At 63.4% G+C, this 16,184-nt stretch carries 15 protein-coding genes; 7 read left to right on the forward strand and 8 right to left on the reverse strand.

The genetic code is table 11. The features are described from left to right. Positions 1-148: 148 nt before the first annotated feature. The gene (locus KIO76_RS14790; protein ID WP_213323979.1) at positions 149-1,138 is read left to right on the forward strand and encodes an LLM class flavin-dependent oxidoreductase; all 990 of its coding nucleotides are present in this window, start codon (positions 149-151) and stop codon (positions 1,136-1,138) included. Between the two features lie 13 nt (positions 1,139-1,151). Here KIO76_RS14790 and KIO76_RS14795 read toward each other — a convergent pair whose 3' ends face one another. Together KIO76_RS14795 and KIO76_RS14800 are read right to left on the reverse strand one after the other, a co-directional pair. Next, positions 1,152-2,036, reverse strand: coding sequence for an aminoglycoside phosphotransferase family protein (locus tag KIO76_RS14795; RefSeq protein WP_291975388.1), 885 nt, complete (start codon positions 2,034-2,036; stop codon positions 1,152-1,154). A 16-nt stretch (positions 2,037-2,052) separates the two neighbouring features. Continuing rightward, on the reverse strand, positions 2,053-2,796 hold the full coding sequence (locus KIO76_RS14800; protein ID WP_213323981.1) for an SDR family oxidoreductase: 744 nt from the start codon (positions 2,794-2,796) through the stop codon (positions 2,053-2,055). A gap of 713 nt (positions 2,797-3,509) precedes the next feature. Between KIO76_RS14800 and dusA the strand changes: the two genes are divergently transcribed. After that, entirely contained in the window at positions 3,510-4,541 is a 1,032-nt protein-coding gene (gene dusA, locus KIO76_RS14805) for a tRNA dihydrouridine(20/20a) synthase DusA (protein WP_213325277.1), read from the forward strand. A 184-nt stretch (positions 4,542-4,725) separates the two neighbouring features. Here the strand turns inward: dusA and KIO76_RS14810 are convergent, their stop codons facing one another. Next, entirely contained in the window at positions 4,726-5,421 is a 696-nt protein-coding gene (locus KIO76_RS14810) for a retropepsin-like aspartic protease family protein (protein WP_213323982.1), read from the reverse strand. 47 nt (positions 5,422-5,468) lie between these two features. After that, positions 5,469-6,314 carry an adenosylcobinamide-GDP ribazoletransferase gene (gene cobS / locus KIO76_RS14815; RefSeq protein WP_213323983.1) on the reverse strand — a complete coding sequence of 282 codons (846 nt, stop codon included), beginning with the start codon at positions 6,312-6,314 and terminating at the stop codon, positions 5,469-5,471. Positions 6,315-6,462: 148 nt separating this feature from the next. Here cobS and cobT point away from each other — a divergent pair, with 148 nt between their 5' ends. From cobT to KIO76_RS14835, 4 genes are all read left to right on the forward strand, one after another. Further along, positions 6,463-7,497, forward strand: coding sequence for a nicotinate-nucleotide--dimethylbenzimidazole phosphoribosyltransferase (gene cobT / locus KIO76_RS14820; protein ID WP_213323984.1), 1,035 nt, complete (start codon positions 6,463-6,465; stop codon positions 7,495-7,497). A gap of 89 nt (positions 7,498-7,586) precedes the next feature. Further along, positions 7,587-8,030 carry a thermonuclease family protein gene (locus KIO76_RS14825; RefSeq protein WP_213323985.1) on the forward strand — a complete coding sequence of 148 codons (444 nt, stop codon included), beginning with the start codon at positions 7,587-7,589 and terminating at the stop codon, positions 8,028-8,030. 279 nt (positions 8,031-8,309) lie between these two features. Next, the gene (locus KIO76_RS14830; RefSeq protein ID WP_213323986.1) at positions 8,310-9,458 is read left to right on the forward strand and encodes an Mrp/NBP35 family ATP-binding protein; all 1,149 of its coding nucleotides are present in this window, start codon (positions 8,310-8,312) and stop codon (positions 9,456-9,458) included. 191 nt (positions 9,459-9,649) lie between these two features. Further along, on the forward strand, positions 9,650-10,741 hold the full coding sequence (locus tag KIO76_RS14835; protein ID WP_213323987.1) for a TRAP transporter substrate-binding protein: 1,092 nt from the start codon (positions 9,650-9,652) through the stop codon (positions 10,739-10,741). A gap of 178 nt (positions 10,742-10,919) precedes the next feature. Here KIO76_RS14835 and KIO76_RS14840 read toward each other — a convergent pair whose 3' ends face one another. The 3 genes from KIO76_RS14840 to moaA all read right to left on the reverse strand — a co-directional run bounded on the left by KIO76_RS14840 (position 10,920) and on the right by moaA (position 14,734). Then, entirely contained in the window at positions 10,920-12,746 is a 1,827-nt protein-coding gene (locus KIO76_RS14840; RefSeq protein WP_213323988.1) for a TRAP transporter large permease, read from the reverse strand. Positions 12,747-12,776: 30 nt separating this feature from the next. After that, entirely contained in the window at positions 12,777-13,373 is a 597-nt protein-coding gene (locus tag KIO76_RS14845; RefSeq protein ID WP_213323989.1) for a TRAP transporter small permease subunit, read from the reverse strand. Between the two features lie 332 nt (positions 13,374-13,705). Beyond that, a complete protein-coding gene (gene moaA / locus KIO76_RS14850; protein ID WP_213323990.1) occupies positions 13,706-14,734 on the reverse strand; it encodes a GTP 3',8-cyclase MoaA in 1,029 nt (342 codons plus the stop codon). Between the two features lie 265 nt (positions 14,735-14,999). Between moaA and KIO76_RS14855 the strand changes: the two genes are divergently transcribed. Then, positions 15,000-15,386: a gamma-butyrobetaine hydroxylase family protein gene (locus KIO76_RS14855; RefSeq protein ID WP_213323991.1), complete on the forward strand. Its 387-nt coding sequence runs from the start codon at positions 15,000-15,002 to the stop codon at positions 15,384-15,386. Positions 15,387-15,508: 122 nt separating this feature from the next. On the opposite strand, the gene KIO76_RS14860 is transcribed toward KIO76_RS14855, so the two are convergent. Continuing rightward, positions 15,509-16,087, reverse strand: coding sequence for a L,D-transpeptidase family protein (locus tag KIO76_RS14860; protein WP_213323992.1), 579 nt, complete (start codon positions 16,085-16,087; stop codon positions 15,509-15,511). Positions 16,088-16,184: the final 97 nt, after the last annotated feature.

The following is a 16,184-nucleotide window of genomic DNA, read 5'->3' on the forward strand; positions in this document are numbered from 1 at the left end:
CCTGATCGGGTTCTCCTGACCAGAGGGCGCAAGTGCGTGTTGCATCCACGGCATGGATGAAGCGCGAGCCCTGCGCTTGCACGCGGGCCCTGAGTGTACCACCTGATCCCAATCTGATGCATGACGGTTCGTGCTGGGGAGTTGGGCTATGGCGGTTTTCTCTGTCCTTGATCTTGCGCCTGTGACGGAGGGCTCGTCTCCCGCCGAAGCGCTGCATCATTCGCTCGATCTGGCGCAGCATGCGGAACGTTGGGGTTACACGCGCTACTGGGTGGCCGAGCATCACAACATGACTGGCATCGCGAGCGCGGCCACATCGGTTGTCATCGGCTATATCGCGGGAGGCACGAAGAGCATCCGCGTTGGCGCCGGCGGCATCATGCTGCCGAACCATTCACCGATGGTGATCGCCGAGCAGTTCGGCACGCTCGAGACGCTTTATCCCGGCCGTATCGACCTCGGCCTCGGCCGCGCCCCGGGCACGGACCAGCGCACGCTGCGCGCCCTGCGCCGGGACTATTCTTCCGCCGAGAATTTCCCGCAGGATGTGCTGGAACTGCAGGCGCTGCTAGGCCCCTTGCAGCCGGGGCAGGTGGTGCAGGCGGTGCCCGGAACGGGCCTGAACGTGCCTTTATGGATCCTCGGCTCGAGCCTGTTCGGCGCGCAGCTCGCCGCCATGCTCGGGCTGCCCTATGGCTTCGCCTCCCATTTCGCTCCCGACGCGCTGATGGATGCGCTCGCCGTCTATCGCGAGCGTTACGAGCCCTCGGCGCGCAACCCGAAGCCCTACGCGATGGTCGGAGCGAATGTCTTCGCCGCCGAGACCGATGAGGAGGCGCGCCGGCTCTTCACCTCGGCCCAGCAGCGCTTCGCGGACATCTTCCGTGGCACGCGCGGCCTGTTGCCGCCGCCGATCGACGACATCGAGGCCTATTGGAGCCCGAGCGAGAAGGTACAGGCCTCGCGCATGCTCGCCTGCTCCTTTGTGGGCTCACGAGAAACGGTCCGCCGGACGCTCGGCGAATTCCTCGAGAAAACCCGCGCCGACGAGATCATGGTCTCAGCAATGATCTACGACCACGGCGCGCGGCTTCGTTCTTACGAGATCCTCGCGGAGATCGCGCGCGAGCTGGCCTAGCGCAACCTCCGCCTCAGCTCAGGCGAGCGAGTTCCGCTGCCGCCAATTCCGCGATCGCCAAATCGACTGTGCCGGGTTGATTGTCACCGATGAACCAGGCTGCGGACAGGCCGGCCCAGGCGACGATCCAGGATACGAGCCAGGTGCGATCCAGGCCCGTTTCAGCGACCGCAATGTCCAGGCGTTGGTGGAAAAATGAGGGGGCGGTCTTGATGTCCCAATCCGGATCGGGATTGCAGAAGATATTCGCGTAATCGAAGGCGCGCTCGCCGATCAGGCGTTTCGGATCGATCGCGAGCCAGCCGCGCCCCTCGAAATCAAGCACATTGTCGTGGTGAATGTCGCCATGTAGAACGACGATCTCGCGCTGGAGAGGCAATATCCTGTCCGCGATCCGCTGACATTCGCCGAGGATGCCGCCCTGCGCGCGGGCGACCGGGGCAAGATCCCGGAACCAGATATCCAACGGAACCAGGTTTCGCGGGGGAGGGAGCCTCGATGGCGGTCTGTCGGACCGACCGCTGGAATGCCCGAGGGAATGGCGATGAAGCCGCGCCACCGCTTCGCACAAGATCCGGGTTGCCTCCGCGTCGCGGCCGGACCTCGCGAACTGGGCGAGGGAGCGGGTGCCCGCGGCCCGTTCCATGAGGAGCACGCCGGCCGGATCATAGGCCAGAACAGGTGCCGCGCCCTGGCCGCTCCACCAGGCCATCACGGCACAGCCGGCCTGCTCTTCGGGCTCCAGCGCAATCTTCAGCATTGCCGGAGTTGTCCCCCGGCGCACCGGCAGGAGGCGGCTTGAATGGGTAACGACCGCCTCGCCATCCGGGACGAGATTCCAGCGCGTGAGGAAGGGGGCGAACGCCCCGTCTCCTTCCGTGGTAGCTCGTAGGCTCACGGGCGGCTCATCAAGCTCAGGCCGTCCAACCGCCATCGATCACGTGGATCTGACCCGTCGTGTAGGACGCCTCGTCGCTTGCCAGGTAAAGCACGAGCGCGGCGATTTCCTCCGGCTTGCCGATGCGGCCGATAGGCTGGCGCGCGATGAAGGCCTTGCGCGCGGCCTCGTAATCGCCCTGGGCGCGCAGGCGGTCGTCGAGCGAAGGAGACTGGACCGTGCCCGGGCAGATCGCGTTGCAGCGGATGCCGCGCGCGACGTAATCCGCCGCGACGGACTTCGTCAGGCCGATGGTGCCGGCCTTGGAGGCGCTGTAGGCAAAGCGGTTGGGCACGCCCTTCACGCTGGAGGCCACCGACGACATGTTGATGATGGAGCCGCTGCCCTTCTCCAGCATGGCCGGCAGATAGGCGCGGATGGTGCGATAGGCGGCCATCACGTTGAGCTGCAGCGCGAAGGTGAGGTCCTCGGGCGGGCACTCGAGGATCGTGCCGTTGTGCACGACGCCGGCACAATTGAAGAGAATGTCGATCGGACCGGTGCGTTCGGCGGCCGTCTGCACATCCGCGTCGTCAAGGACATTGAGCCGGAAAGGCTCGATGCCCGAATGGGCTTTTTCGAGGGCCGCGAAGGTGGTCTCGTTGATGTCGGTGGCGAAGACTTTGGCTCCCGCTTCGGCCAATGCCACTGCCGAAGCAAAGCCGATGCCCTGGCCCGCCGCCGTGATGAGTGCGGTCTTGCCGGTGAGATCGAACGCCATACCAACTCACTCCTTGTCTGCCGGCTTAAGGCCGCCGGTGGATATGCTGCATGTGCAGGGTGCTATTTAGAGCATCCTGAGCCGTGGCGATATCCGTTTGCAAGGACGCGGTAGGTACGGGTGAGGATAAAACAACCGAGCGACGAATTCTCTGCCCAGTCCTGGCAAAGCTACAAGTGAACGGACCCGCTTTCGCGGGCCCGCCGATTACGACAAGAAGAACATCAACAGCACACCGACCCGAAGGATGAGGGCCGCGACGTCGATCTTGACGGTCACGTTGACGCGAAGGTTTCGCCGCATGGGCATTTGCCTCCGGGTCGCGACCGGTCGCAGACCCGTAAGGGTTGCGAACTAGCGCCAAGTCGAACGGATAAGCCGCCGTTCACAAGAGCACCGGCCCGCCTTTGGTGTTCTAGAACCACTCCCGGCGGTCCCACGTCGTACCCCTTCTGGGGACGCGATGATCGGCGCACCGGTCGCGAAGCTAGAAGGCCGTGGGCTGCGGTTGTCCAAGCCGATGGTCCGGCTGACGAGGCCGGATTCGTTAGTGGAATCGCGCGATTAATTTATGCGAACAAAAAGTGAACGTCAACAGCCGTAGCTTTCAAACCAGCTTGTGCCGTTGTGATCGCCCCTAGCAAGACTGGCCCGCATGGCGATCACCACAATCCTTTGCTATAAGGCGCCCATCCGAATGCCGTTACGAGATGATGAAGCCTTATCGCGCTGCCCCTTTCGCCGTTGCCCCCCTCATGGATTGGACGGACCGGCACTGCCGGTTCTTCCATCGCATTTTGACGCGCCGCGCGCTGCTCTACACCGAGATGGTCACCACAGGTGCCGTCATCCATGGCGATCGCGAGCGGCTTCTCGGCTTCAGCCCGGAGGAGCATCCGGTGGCGCTGCAGCTCGGCGGCAGCGATCCGGTGGAACTTGCCGCCGCGGCGCGCATCGGTGCTGATTACGGCTATGACGAGATCAATCTGAACGTCGGCTGCCCGTCGGATCGCGTGCAGAACGGCCGCTTCGGCGCCTGCCTCATGCGCGAGCCCGCCCTGGTGGCGGATTGCGTCGCCGCGATGAAGGCAGCGGTCGCCATTCCCGTCACGGTCAAATGCCGGATCGGCGTCGATGAGCAGGACCCCGAGGAGGCCCTCGACAGCCTGACCCTCGGCCTCGTGGCGGTCGGCGTCGACGGGCTCGTCGTGCATGCCCGCAAGGCATGGCTGCAAGGCTTGTCGCCCAAGGAAAACCGGGAGATCCCGCCGCTCGACTACGGACGTGTGCATCGGCTCAAGCGGAACTACCCGGCACTGCCCATCTCGCTCAACGGCGGTCTCGCCGATGTGGAAGCCGGGCTTGTGGCTTGCGAGGGGGAGGGGGGGCGGCTCGACGGCATGATGCTCGGGCGGGCGGCCTATCAGAACCCCGAAATCCTGATGGCGGTCGATCCGCTGCTCTATGGCGAGCCGGCGCCGGTCGGTTCGGCGGAGGAGGCGATCGACGCCTATATCCCGTATGTGGAGGCCCGTCTCGTGGAGGGCTATCGCCTCAACCAGATGACACGGCATCTGCTCGGTCTCTTCCCGGGCCGGCCCGGCGCAAGGCTTTACCGGCGGCATCTCGCGACGGAGGCCGTCAAACCCGGCGCGGGTGTCGACGTCTTGCGCGCTGCGGTCGCCCATGTGACGGAGGCTACGGCGCGCCAGACCGAGCGCGCCGCGCTCGACAGCGCTGCCTGAGGCTCATGCTTCGTCGACATTCAAGAATGGTCAACGAGATAGGATTGTCATCCCCGGCGTCGCGCAGCAACGGGAAGAGGACCCATTGATTCTCGATGGATAGTTCTGGATCCCGGGCTGCTGCACAGCCCGCCGGGATGACACGGAGCGGAGAACGCACGCGTGCTTCTGATGTCGATCACCCTTAGCTCTGCGGTCGCATGATCAGCCGGTCGCCGCGGACTTCGTACGAGCCGAGGCGCTCCAGGAACGTCATGCCCAAAAGGTTCTCGAACAAGCTTCCCTTGCGGGCGACGAGGGCCGGAACGCGGCGTTCAACGATGGGTCCGACGGCCAGCGTGTCGATGGTGATGGCAGCGGCCATCGTTGACCCGTTCGCGGTACGGACAGGACGGTTGAAGGCCAGCTGGTCGACATCGAAGCCGATACGCTCCGCGGTTTCGCTGGTGAGGACTACGACGCTCGCGCCGGTGTCCAGGATGAAACGCGCGCTCCGGCCGTTGACCGTGGCTTCAAGATTGAAGCTGCCGCTGCCCGACCTGACCACCGAAATTTCGCCTGCAGGGCCGGGTACGACCCGGCCGGGCGTTAGTTCCCCCAGGATGCGGTGGCCGAACAAGGTGATGTCATCGCGGTAGCTGTAGAGGCCGACGAGGCCCACGAGCGCCACCATCCAGAAGGCAAGTCCCTGCGCGGCTCGCGACCAGTTTGAGCGAAACATGGCCGCCATCGAGCCAAGGATCACGATTCCGAAAGCAGAGAGTGCGGCGAAGCGCGCGAGCTGGTCCGGCGCCATGCCGGCAATGGTCTCCTCCCCGCTGAACAGCACGAGAAGTATGAGCGCTATGCCGATTATGGCAAGGGGAACGATCAAACGCATCAGGTGGCTCTGGCCATGGAACGTGTTACCTCCACATATGCCAAGATCTAGGTCGTCATAGCCAGCATACCAAGGAAAAAGGCCATCTCTGCTGCCTGCTGGGCGGCGCCTGCGATGTCGCCGGTGTGCCCGCCGAGCTTGGCGCGGGCGAGGCGTGCCGTGCCCCAGGCAGCAGCGAGGGCGAGGAGCGCTCCCAGGGTTGCCGCGCCTACGCCAACGCCAGCGATGATGCCCGCGAGGATGACGAGTCCGAGGCAAAGCAGCGCGGCGATGCTGAGCGCAGTGGCATCGGGCCGGCCCGCGCTCGCACTTGCACCGTCCGGTTTCGCCGGCGGCAGCACCGTCAGGGGTAGGAGGCCTGCAGTGCGCGAGATCGCAGCCGCGACGACGATGGTGGCGGCGACGGCCAAGCCGGGCACGCGGCTGGCCAGTTCGGCGAGCAGGGCTACACGAAGCAGATAGCCCAGGCAAAGCGCCGCGGCGCCGAAGGCGCCAATGCGGCTGTCGCGCATGATGTCCAGCCGTCGCTCGCGTGTCCGGGCCCCGAAAAGCCCATCGGCTGCGTCGGCCCAGCCGTCCTCGTGCAGCGCGCCGGTGATCACCGTCAGTGTGGCCACTGCGAGCACGGCAGAGGGCAGGGCACCGAGGCCGAGGGAAAGGCCGACGGCCATGATGAGGCCGCCAACGAGACCGATGATGGCACCGGCTAGCGGCAGGGCGCGGATCATGGTGCCGAAATCCGGCGCGGCCTTGCCGCTATGCGGGAGGAAACGTTGGGGGACCGGCAGGCGGGAGTAGAAGGCGAGGCAGGCGGCGGTATCGGCCGCGAAGCCGTGCCATCTGCCAGACGCGGCAACGCGGGGCGCGCCTCGATCGTTATTGGGCCCTGTCATCTGCTTCACTCGCGGCTCTGCGACCGGTATAGCTCTGGAGAATAAATCGTCTTGAAGAGGCCTTAGAGCATGTTCAGCGCTCTCGGGCGAGCCCGGCTCGCTTGTGGGAAGCATGCTTCAGATATTTGGCCGAGGAGCATGGGTAATTATGGATATGTCGGCTTCGGGCCTGCCTTTCGACGATGTGCGGCGTCTCATTCCCATGATGCCGGGGCCTGACGAGGATGCAGTCGCGACCGTGAAAGCGCGCGACCAGGACCTGACGAAACCGGCCGGCGCTCTGGGACGCCTGGAGGATATCGTGGAATGGGTGGCCGCCTGGCAGGGCAAGGGGCAGCCGGAGATCCGCCGGCCAATCGTCTGCGTCTTCGCGGGCAACCACGGTGTCGTCAAGCACGGTGTATCGCCCTATCCGCAGAGCGTGACGCGCCAGATGCTGGAGAATTTCGCGGCCGGCGGTGCTGCCATCAACCAGATCTGCGCGGCCTATGATCTCGGCTTCAAGGTGTTCGACCTGGCGCTCGACCTGCCGACCGGCGATTTCACGGAGGACGCCGCGCTCGACGAAAAGTCCTGCGTCGCGACGATGGCCTTCGGCATGGAGGCCATCGCCGGTGGTGCCGATCTGCTGTGCCTCGGCGAGATGGGCATCGGCAACACCACGAGCGCGGCCGCCATTTTCACGGCGCTCTATGGTGGCCCGGCCGCAAAATGGGTCGGCCGCGGCACGGGTGTCGACGATGCGGGCCTTGCCCGCAAGCGTGCCGTCGTCGAGCAGGCGCTGGTGACCCATGCCGGGCATCTCGACGATCCGCTGGAGGTTCTGCGCCGGCTCGGCGGGCGTGAGGTCGCGGCGATCGCAGGCGCCATTCTCGCGGCGCGTTTGCAACGCATCCCGGTGATTCTCGACGGCTATGTGGTCTGCGCGGCGGCGGCCGTGCTGAAGGCCATGGATCCCAGCGCGCTCGACCATTGCATCGCGGGACACCGATCAGCGGAAGGCGGCCACGGCGAAGTGCTGGAGCGCCTTGGTCTCGAGCCGCTGCTCGATCTCGGCATGCGGCTTGGAGAGGGCTCCGGCGCCGCGCTCGCGGCCGGCATCGTCAAGGCTGCGGTCGCGACCCACAGCGGCATGGCGACCTTTGCCCAGGCGGCGGTCTCCCGACGGCCGGACGCGTCCTGAACGCGTACCCGCGCCGCCGCCGGCCTTACCCTATCAGCGGCGGTCGTCGGAAGGGGCTGGGTCACTGGCAGCTCGTTTCGTTAGGCGCCTTGCTGCTCCTCGCCGCTGTCGGGTACTGGCAGCAGAGCGCCGAAACGGTGACCGGCATGGCCCGTGCCATCGACGGGGATTCGTTACGCCTCGGTGCGCGCGAACTGCGGCTCGCGGGCATCGACGCGCCGGAGCTTCATCAGTCCTGCGAACATGAGGCCGGCTTCTATCCTTGCGGCCGTGAGGCACAGAACTACCTTAACCGGCTGCTCGCCCGCGCCCCTATCACCTGCACGATCAGGGAGAATGACCGGTACGGCCGCGGTTTGGCGCTCTGCCGGCAGGGGGAGATGGACGTCAACGCCGAACTCGTCCGCGAGGGGCAGGCCATCGCCTACGGCCGTTTCGACGCGGAGGAGCGGCAGGCGCGCGCAAGCCGCCGAGGTGTGTGGGCCGGTCGGTTCGAGCGCCCGGCGGACTGGCGACGCGCGCACCCGCGCTGAGAACAGCGCAGCCATGTGTTTTTTCACACAGTCAAGGGTAGATTGTTAATCTAGGGTGGCTACACGGACAACCTCCGAGACCCTGGACTTCAAGCGCGGCTCCTGATTGAAGGGCCGCGTTTCTTTTTTGAGAACCTGGAAGGCCAGAGGACACGGTTGACCTTCCTGGTGGCGCGGCTCATATCCCGACCAGTGCAAGTGACGACATTGGTGCGAGGCGATGGCCGGTGAGGGGCACCGAGAGGGACCCAAGGCGCCCGGGCCTCCGAGCGAGGTAGAATGATCACGAGAGATGCAATCGTCGCGCGGCTGAACACACTGGCCGGGCCCGATGGTACGACGCCCCTCGGTCGTTCTGCCGCTCTGTCGGAAGTGGTGGTCGCGGGCGAGAAAGTCTATTTTTCCATTGCGATCGATCCAGCACGCTCACAGGAATTCGAGCCGCTGCGTCAGCGGGCGGAGGGTCTGGTACGCGAGATGCCCGGCGTTGGGAGCGTCATCGTGACCTTGACCGCGGAGGCGACTCCATCGCGTGTCGAAGGGACCCGCACCTCCCAGCGCGCAGCCGCTCCAGGAGGGGGTGAGCGCCCCCTCGGACCGAAGGCCGCGGCGCAGACGAAGGCGGGCATACCCGGTGTCAAGCACATCGTCGCGGTCGCAAGTGGCAAGGGCGGCGTGGGCAAATCCACCGTCGCCTGCAATCTCGCCCTCGCATTGGCGCGGCAGGGGCTCAAGGTGGGTCTGCTCGACGCTGATATCTACGGCCCATCACTGCCGAAGCTGCTGGCCTTGTCGGAGAAGCCGGAGATTATTCCCGGCCGCCGTATCCTCAAGCCCCTCCTGGCACATGGGCTCAGGGTCATGTCGATCGGCTTCCTTGTCGACGAGCAGGCCGCGATGATCTGGCGCGGCCCCATGGTCATGTCCGCCATCCAGCAGATGCTGCGCGAAGTCGAATGGGGCGAGCTCGACGTGCTGATCGTTGACATGCCACCCGGGACGGGTGATGCGCAATTGACCATGGCGCAGAATGCGGCCCTCGCCGGCGTCGTCATCGTCTCCACACCCCAGGACCTGGCCTTGATCGATGCCCGACGCGGCGTCGCCATGTTCCGCCGGGTCGAGGTTCCGATTCTCGGTGTCGTCGAGAACATGTCGAGCTTCATCTGCCCGCACTGCGGTGGCCGCTCCGATATCTTCGGTCACGGTGGTGCGCGGGACGAGGCGAAGGCCATGGGTGTTCCATTTCTCGGTGAAGTACCGCTGACAATGGCTCTCCGCAGAGCCTCCGACGAAGGAGACCCCATCGTTGTCCGCGATCCCCATGGTCCTGAGGCGAGCGTTTTCATGGATATCGCGGCGCAGCTCACGGAAGCGCTCGGTGGCGCGCCACGCCTGCGGGCCGCGCCGCGAATCGTGATCGAATAACGGGCGCCCGCAGGCCCGGCGTCAGAACCCCGCCAGGCATGGTACCTTTGTGCGCAGTGTTCGACGAATGGACAATCTTCGGACCGCTTGAGACTGTTGCGATCGCTAGCGGAATATGGCTCTGTGACTCCATACAAGCGCCACCTTTCCATTGAGGTATGGGCGTCCGTTTGAGCGGGAGGATAAAGAGAATGAAGCGTCGTCAGTTTCTAGCGAGCTCGGGCCTTGCGGTCGCGGGGGGCGCTGCCCTTGCCGCGCCGGCGATCGCGCAGTCCGCGCCCGAAATTAAGTGGCGTCTTGCATCGAGTTTTCCGAAGTCGCTGGACACGATCTATGCCGGTGGTGAAGTTCTGGCCAAGCAAGTTGCCGAGCTGACCGACAACAAGTTCCAGATCCAGGTCTTCGCGGCGGGTGAGATTGTGCCCGGTCTGCAGGCGCTTGATGCCACGCAGAACGGCACCGTGGAAATGTGCCATACCTGCGCCTACTACTATGTGGGCAAAGATCCGACGTTCGCCATCGGCACGGCTGTTCCCTTTGGCCTCAATGCGCGCATGCAGAATTCCTGGCTTTTCGAAGCCGGCGGTAACGAGCTTTTCAACGAATTCTTCAAGAAGTACAACGTATTCGGCATGCCTGCGGGCAATACCGGTACACAGATGGGTGGCTGGTTCCGCAAGGAGATCAAGACAGTCGGTGATCTTTCGGGCCTCAAGATGCGCATCGCCGGTATTGCCGGCCAGGTCCTGCAGAAGCTCGGGGTCGTTCCCCAGCAGATCGCCGGCGGCGACATCTATCCGGCGCTTGAAAAGGGCACGATCGACGCGGCCGAATGGGTCGGCCCCTACGACGACGAGAAGCTCGGCTTCAACAAGGTCGCGCCTTACTATTATTACCCCGGTTTCTGGGAAGGCGGACCGACCATCCATGCGATGGTCAATCTCGACAAGTGGAACGAGCTGCCGAAGAACTATCAGGCCGCGCTCATCAATGCGGCCACTTACGCCAACACCATCATGCTGGCGCGCTACGACAAGGTGAATCCCCCGGCGATCAAACGCCTTGTCGGCGCCGGCACGCAGCTGCGACCCTTCCCGCAGGAGGTCATGGAAGCCTGCCTCAAGACGACTAACGAACTCTACGCTGAAATCAGCGCCAAGAACCCGGATTTCAAGAAGATCATCGACGCCATGATTGCCTACCGCAATGAGGAATACCTCTGGTGGCAGGTGGCTGAATACACCTACGATAACTTCATGATCCGCGCCCGCGCTCGCGGATAAGATCGTCTTTCTAGATTGAGACTTGCACGGCGGCCATCTTAACGGATGGCCGCTTTTTTTAGCCGCTAGCTCGTGCCACTCGAGGCCTTAACCCACTCGGTATCTAGGATGCGGCGAACCAGAGAGAAAAAAGCCCCGGAGAAACCTCCGGGGCTTTTTTTGTCGCGGGCAAGAGCTTCTATTTGAAGTCCAGCGCGGGCGGTGGCAAGTCGCCGCCGAGGCCGGGCGGTGGAGCGAGGCCCTTGAGCTGTTCCTCGACCCGCTGCGGGTCAACCTGCACCGCACCCTTTTTGTAATGCATTACCATTTGCGGGAAGAAGATGATCAGGGCGACCATCAGCAGTTGGATGCAAACGAATGGAACCGCCCCCCAGTAGATTTGACCGGTCGTAATGGGTGCTGTGCGCTTCTTGGTGATCCGATCGATATAGGCCTCCCTGGGCGCCACCGAACGGAGGAAGAACAGGGCAAAGCCGAACGGAGGGTGCATGAAGCTGGTCTGCATGTTCACCGCCAGCATGACCCCGAACCAGATGAGGTCGATTCCGAGGTGGTCGGCGACCGGCGCGAGCAGCGGGATGATGATGAAGGCAAGCTCGAAGTAATCGAGGAAGAACGCGAGAACGAAAATCAGCAAGTTCACGAAGACGAGGAAGCCGACCTCGCCGCCGGGAAGCGCCAGCAGCAGCTCTTCCACCCACTTGTGGCCGTCGACACCATAGAAGGTCAGTGAGAACACGCGGGCGCCGATAAGAATGAAGATCACGAAAGCCGAGAGCTTTGCCGTGGATTCCGTCGCCTGTTTCAGCAATCCGAAATTGAGGCGCTTGCGGGCGAGCGCCAAGAGCACGGCGCCGGCCGCGCCCATGGCGCCACCTTCGGTCGGCGTCGCCACGCCAATGAAGATGGTGCCAAGCACAAGGAAGATGAGGCCGAGCGGCGGCACCATCACGAAGGTCACTTGTTCCGCCAGACGCGAGATGAGCCTCTTGCCGGTCGTCCGCTCGATGGCCGCGGCGATGAGAGCGTAGACCGTGCCCGCGATGAAGGCTTCCGTGAGCAGGGCCCAATAGCCGTGGTTGGAGTTCAGCAGGGCGACATAGATGCCGATGAAGACAGCGGTGATGAGGATGGTGAGGATGATACGCTGCGTGCCGAGCAGTCGGTTGAAGAGCGCTGACAGAAACGCGACGATGACGGCGACCGACATGGTCAGGACGACGAAATCAGCGCCGGCGCGAACTTCCGTCTGGCGCATCACGTAATAGGCAGCAAGCCCGGAAAATGCGACCAGCGCGCCGACCTGCCAGACACCACGATCGCCGTTGTCCTCGCGGTGGCCGATTGCCTCGTCGGGCAGGCCAGGTGCGCTGGCGGGATAGATCATGGACATGAGCCAGATGTATCCAGCATAGAGAAGCGCGAGCACGAGACCGGGGATGAAGGCGCCCTCATACATATCGCCGACCGAGCGACCGAGCTGGTCGGCCATCACGATCAGCACGAGCGACGGCGGGATGATCTGCGCCAGCGTGCCGGATGCCGCGATGACACCACTGGCGAGTCGCCTGTCATAACCGTAGCGGAGCATGATCGGCAGCGAGATGAGGCCCATCGATATGACCGAAGCGGCGACCACGCCCGTCGTCGCTGCGAGCAGTGCGCCTACGAAGACAACCGCGTAAGCCAGGCCGCCCCGGATTTTTCCGAAAAGCTGGCCTATGGTATCGAGTAGATCCTCCGCCATTCCTGATCTCTCTAGGATCAGGCCCATGAACGTGAAGAACGGGATCGCCAGCAGCACCTCGTTGTTCATGGTGCCGTAGACACGTTCCGGCAGCGCTTGCAGGAAGTTAGGATTGAACAGCCCGAGTTCTATGCCGATGAAGCCGAAGATCAGGCCATTGGCAGCCAAGGCGAAGGCGACGGGGTAGCCGAGCAGCAGCAGGACAACGAGCGCCGCAAACATGATCGGCGCCATATTGTGGACGATGAAGGCGGTCATCAGACGGTCTCCGAAACGCTCAGGCGTCGATCAGGGGCGAGAAGGGCTGTGGGGATCGATGTTCTCGAGGAGACGTTCGACCTCTGCTTCCGCTTGACCGCTACTTCCCGCGTGGGGATCGTCCATCGCACCGCGCATGATGGCGATGCGCTTGATGAGCTCCGAAACAGCTTGGAAGAACAGCAGAACGAAACCGACCAGGATAAGAAACTTCGCTGGCCATTGCGGCAACCCGCCGGCGCTGGACGATTGCTCGTTGATGAGCCAGGAGCGCTCGGCAAAGGGGGCCGTCGTCACGATCATGACGATTGTGAAAGGGAGGAGAAAGAAGACATGGCCGATGATATCGATCCAGTCGCGCACGCGCTTTGATAACTGGCCGTTGATGATATCGATGCGGATATGTTCGTTGGCGATCAGGGTCCAGGGCGCACACATCAGGAAGACGACGCCAAAAAGCACCCATTGCAGTTCGAGCCACGCATTCGAGGATGTATCGAGCAGCTTGCGCACGATAGCATTGAGCGCGGACACGACGATGGCCGCCAGGATGAGCCAGGCGCACCATTTCCCGATGCGCGTATTAATGGCGTCAATGATCCGGCTGATTGCCAGAAGTGCGGACACGTCCACCTCCCTCGAAACGTTTCTTCTTGGACCGCGATGACATGTGATGTGATGCTGGCACGGCTTGCGTCGACGCTGCAACGATTGCTGGCGACGCTATCCCACGTCACGACGCTCTTCCGCACACGCGCGAAGTGTTGCGGAATCCCGTGCTGACGCCGAGCTTGCCGGTAACGATACGGAGTTCAAATGCCATACAGGTGCAGCCCGGTGACCAAAATATGTGCGTAGCCCATCGCCAACCCGCGGACAAGCAAGGCTACAGTAACCCGGAAGGCGAATAGCGCATCCGTAGCCAAGGGACTCTCTAGACTTTGGTCGTAAATGGCCCGCTATCCGCCGGTCACGCTCATGTGGCGGCCGACCGCGGGGCGGGCCTGCCGCCGGTCGATGACGAAGTCGTGGCCCTTCGGCTTGCGCGTGATCGCTTCGGCGATTGCCTGCTCGAGCAACGCGTCGCTTTCGCTGGCACGCAGAGGCGCCCGCAGATCGGCGGCATCCTCCTGGCCTAGGCACATATAGAGGGTCCCGGTACAGGTGACGCGAACCCGGTTGCAGCTCTCACAGAAATTATGTGTCATCGGCGTGATGAAGCCGAGCCGCCCGCCAGTCTCGCGCAGCCTGACATAGCGTGCGGGTCCGCCGGTGCGATCGTCCAGATCGTCCAAGGTGTAGCGTTGCTTCAGCCCGGCCCGCACCAGCGACAGCGGCAGGAACTGATCAATACGCCCGGGCTCGATCTCGCCGAGTGGCATAACCTCGATCAAGGTGAGATCCATGCCCTGACCGTGCGCCCAGGCGATGAGATCCGGGATTTCCTGATCATTGACGCCCTTGAGCGCGACGGTATTGATCTTGATCGCGAGGCCAGCGGCGCGTGCGGCGGCCAGACCTTCGAATACCCGGTCGAGGTCACCCCAGCGTGTGATGCTGCGGAACTTCACCGGATCAAGGGTATCGAGAGATACGTTGATCCGCCGCACGCCACACGCCGCCAGGGCCTCGGCATGCCGGGCGAGCTGGGTGCCGTTGGTGGTGAGCGTCAACTCGTCGAGATCACCGGCATCCAGGTGCCGCGAGAGTGATTGAAAAAGGCTGAGAATATCGCGCCGGACGAGAGGCTCGCCGCCGGTGATGCGTAGCTTGCGCACGCCGCGTCTCACGAAGGCGCTGCACAGGCGGTCGAGTTCCTCAAGCGAGAGCAGGTCGCGCTTCGGCAGGAAATGCATGTCCTCTGCCATACAATAGACGCAGCGCAGGTCACACCGATCGGTCACAGACACCCGGAGATAGGTGATCGCGCGCCCGAACGGGTCGATGAACGGGTCTGCCCTCTCGAGGCTTGGCGACGTCGTCAGCATGGCAAGAACATTAGTCCGTTACAATACATAGCCTCTAACATGGTCTCGCCACGACGAGAATGCCAATCATTTGCCGGTGTGCAGGATGGCGCGAGTGGGCATCTCGCATGTTTGCTCACCGTGGCTTGCCGCAAGTCCCTCTTGCGCAGCCTTGCTTCGTCAGAAAATAGGCGAGCAATTCCACCGACTTGGAGGGATCGCTGATTCCATTCGAGCCGGATTTGGCCTAGAAGCTATCGGGACGTTGGAGCAGCAGGAGATGACCATGGACAACGCGCAGCATGCCGCCCCTTGGCCGACGGAACTGCGCCTTTCGTCTGACAAGCGCACGCTGACGATTGCATTCGACGATGGCCAGACCTTTGCATTGAGTGCCGAGTATCTCAGGGTCAAAAGTCCATCGGCGGAAGTGCGCGGTCATTCGCCGAGCGAACGCAAGACGGTCGGTGGCAAGATCAATGTCACCATTCTGTCGATCGAGCGCATGGGGCATTATGCCGTGCGCCTCGTCTTCGACGACATGCATGACAGCGGCATCTACACCTGGGGCTATCTCCACGAACTGGGGGCCCAGCAGCCGGAGATTTGGGCAGCCTACCTTGACGAGCTCCACCTCAAGGGTCTCAGGCGCGAGCCTACGGTTCGCGGGTAGCGCACTCCCTTAGTAAGGGAGGAGCCAACAAAAAGCCGGCCGCTCGCAGCAGATGCTCTTGGGAGCCTGAGGTGAGCCGCCGGCTTGTTATGATGATGAGAGCGGGGAACCCGCCTGTCAGATCAACGCTGAACGACGACGCGCGTTCCGACGCGCACGCGACCATAGAGGTCGATGACGTCTTCGTTCATCATGCGGAAGCATCCGGATGAGACTGCCTGGCCGATGGAGTCAGGCTCGTTCGAGCCGTGGATGCGGTACAGCGTCGAGCCAAGATAGAGCGCGCGCGCCCCCAGCGGATTGTCTGGGCCGCCAGCCATGTAACGTGGCAGGTCCGGGCGGCGCTTCAGCATTTGCGGCGGAGGCGTCCAGCCCGGCCATTCGCGTTTCTGGGTAACGGTCTTGGTTCCACCCCAGGTGAAGCCGGGGCGACCGACGCCGATGCCGTAGCGAATTGCGGTGCCGCCGGGCTGCACCAGATAGAGCCGCCGTTCGGACGTGGAAACGACGATCGTGCCTGGTCCGTAGGGGCCGTTATAGGTCACGATTTGGCGCGGGATCGCCGATGCCTGCGGCCGGAAGCTTTCCGGCTGAGCAGCAAGGGGCTGCCTGGTCAGCGGATCAATTTGGTAGGCGCTTGCGGGGGTAGCGAGAATGGCGGCACAGAAAACGCCCGCGAAAGCTACAAGCTTCGCACTCATGTTGGCCTCGAAGTTCGATGTCGCAGGAAATGAATCCGGCGACCACCTGTCCCAATTTAGGTGATTATCTGGCGGCAACTTGTCTAAAGAATGCGTA

Source organism: Chelatococcus sp. YT9, assembly GCF_018398315.1.
Taxonomy (GTDB): domain Bacteria; phylum Pseudomonadota; class Alphaproteobacteria; order Rhizobiales; family Beijerinckiaceae; genus Chelatococcus.